Source organism: Parablautia muri, assembly GCF_009917485.1.
GTDB classification, from domain to species: domain Bacteria; phylum Bacillota; class Clostridia; order Lachnospirales; family Lachnospiraceae; genus Suilimivivens; species Suilimivivens muri.
Genome location: NZ_QZDT01000138.1, coordinates 1 through 2185, shown reverse-complemented (window position 1 = coordinate 2185; position 2185 = coordinate 1). Strand labels below are relative to the sequence as shown.

2 protein-coding genes are annotated in these 2185 nt (G+C 35.6%); both read right to left on the bottom strand.

Annotated features, from left to right (window positions below):
* Nucleotides 1–184 precede the first annotated feature (184 nt).
* Nucleotides 185–1168 (bottom strand): site-specific tyrosine recombinase/integron integrase, encoded by a 984-nt coding sequence (gene xerA / locus D5281_RS24645; protein WP_160562494.1) that lies wholly within the window; start codon nt 1166–1168, stop codon nt 185–187.
* A 714-nt stretch (nt 1169–1882) separates the two neighbouring features.
* Nucleotides 1883–2185, bottom strand: a 303-nt coding sequence (locus tag D5281_RS24640; protein ID WP_160562493.1) for a hypothetical protein, incomplete at its 5' end; no start/stop codon positions are given.

Genomic DNA, 2185 nt, shown 5'->3' with positions numbered 1-2185 from the left:
TGGTTTGTACCTATTGTTACAGATGAAAGCGATATGTTTTGTATTTTAAATTTTAAATTGCCATTTATCTTTCGACTACTATTTCATCACCTGTAATTCTCCCCCTTTCAGTTAAATTATTTTTATGAACGACAAAAAGACCTGCTGAATAGCAAGCCTCATTTTAATATTCTAATTTCCCTTTTTATGCAGACATGTATTTTCTGTGATGATGCTTTACATTTTCTTTATTTACCTGACAGTATATCAAAGTTGTATCTAACTTCGCATGGCCTAAAATCTCCTTCACTTCCTCTATTGGCATCCCCTTATTAAGGATATTTGTAGCCATTGTCCTACGGAAACGGTGCGGATGCACCTTTTCAATTCCAGTAGCCTTCCCAAGCCTTCGCAATATTTCCTCTACACCTGATACAGTTAATCTGTCATGTGGTGCTTTCAGACTTACAAATAACGCCTCATTTCCATCTGTCCTCGTGTTAAGATATTCTTTTAGGTGCATACAAGCAGCTGCATTCAAGTAAGTTTCCCTTTCTTTTGCCCCTTTCCCATACACAACCGCATCCATGCTGTTAAAATCTATATCCTGCCTATTAAGTGCAATCAATTCAGATGCCCTGACGCCTGTACTATATAAAAATTCTATGAGGGCAATATCTCTTTTAATTACGCACTTGCGCCTTAATGTCTCTAGCTCTGTATCAGACAAAGGCTTTTTTATCCTTTTTTCCGCTTTTATTGGGTCAAGTCCTGCTGCCGGATTTTTTGCAATATATCCCTTATTATTCAGCCAGCCGAAAAAAGAGCTAAACACCAGCCTTATATTATCCAGATACACACTAGATACATTTCTTTGCTTTTTGTACATGGATATATACATAAATAAATCTGATTCTGTTATTTCCTTTGCCGGCTTATTTATGTATCGGAGCATTCGGCTAAGATGTAAGTTATACTGTTCTATCGTCCCGTCCGAACGCCCTTCTACACGTTTCCGCACAAGAAACGCTCCTAATTCCTCCTTCCAACTTTCATCAACGCTCTGCAGCTCCGTACTTTTTTCTGAAATGTCATACCCTGAAAGCACACAATAGAGAACTGCTTTCAGTTCATCAATTCCCTTCCCCATCATCTCCATCAGTACTTTAGAAATCACCTGTTCAACCATTCACCCTACCTCCTGATTTTTTTTATAACATTATACCAGGAGGGAACACCTTTACTTAGATAAATGGCAATTTAATTGGTAGAATTGGATTTCCCGATTATAGCGAAGTTATTACAACCATTAATACCAGAGGCGCAACTTATGTTGCTACGGAAAATTGCTGGATGATTGGATGGGTACAATCAAACTCACAGGGAGCCAGAGCTAATGTATTAATAGATGGTATTGTAGTAGGTCTGAGTATGTATGATACAGATAATCAAGCATATGTCTGCGTACCTGTAAAAAAGGGTCAAACAGTTACAACTCGTAGTTCATATGGCTTATATAAATTAATGCTATATAAAATGCGATAACAGTACTGTAAAGCAATTTATCTGAAATGTTTAAAGTCGTAAGATGCACGGAAACCATCATAAACAACGTGACTTCACAGGGTCCATTTTATTCTACAAATACCGTGGTATCATATATATTGCCATCAGGGTATATACCTGTTATAGCAGTTGCATATAGCACAGATTGGTTTGCTCAAGTAACACTAATGGGTTTTAGCAATAACACTGTAAAATGAGTATATATAATTCTTATACTACCGCTCAAGATATAACGATTCGTGCCTATGTATTAGTAAAAAAGGATTAATTTACATGACCATAAAAATTTAAGTTTTATAACATATATAGGTATCATCAAGCTAATGGATAAACAGTGCTACCTATAGTAGACAGAACACGCAGAACTACGAGTATAATCTACTCCATTTGCAAGAAACGAACCTGGTTGAAGATTTGTTTTGGTAATAATTACATTACAATAATTTGTATTTCCATTATCAAAACCTTGTAAAAAATTTTCGTCACTTGTTGTTAAATGCTTTCTTAAAATATGGTAAACATAAGCAAAATTCGCTGCTGTTATTTTTATATTTAATTCTTCAAAACTTTCCGGCAAAACGATTTTGGTAGTACCAGTAACTGACTTCCAAAATTTCCACCCTAAATTGCCATTTATCTT